Source organism: Cetobacterium sp. ZWU0022, assembly GCF_000800875.1.
GTDB lineage: Bacteria > Fusobacteriota > Fusobacteriia > Fusobacteriales > Fusobacteriaceae > Cetobacterium_A.
Window position 1 is genome coordinate 1 of record NZ_JRJZ01000044.1, and the last position, 344, is coordinate 344.

1 pseudogene is annotated in these 344 nt (G+C 29.9%); it reads right to left on the bottom strand.

What is annotated here, in order from left to right:
- Positions 1–131 precede the first annotated feature (131 nt).
- Positions 132–344 (bottom strand): annotated as a pseudogene (locus L988_RS05115) (hypothetical protein); the annotation flags it as partial.

Genomic DNA, 344 nt, shown 5'->3' on the forward strand with positions numbered 1-344 from the left:
CCCTCGTCACTCCCGCCATTAAATGAATTTTTTAAGATGTAGAAATACATCTTTTTTTTATTTTTATATAAGAAATATCAAAAGTTGAAATAATAAAAGAGGGTGTAACTTTAAATTACACCCTCTTTTGTTTATTGTAAATTTATTAAAACTCCAGCTATAACAAACAAAGATCCTAAAATAAATAAGATTCCTTGGAATTTAATCTGTTGCTTAGCCCAAGATCCCCATTCAATTTTAGCAATTCCTAAAATTGCCATTAAAATTCCAGAAGTTGGAACAATCATATTTGTAAATCCATCTCCCAATTGGAAAGCAAGTACAGCAACTTGTCTAGGAACTCC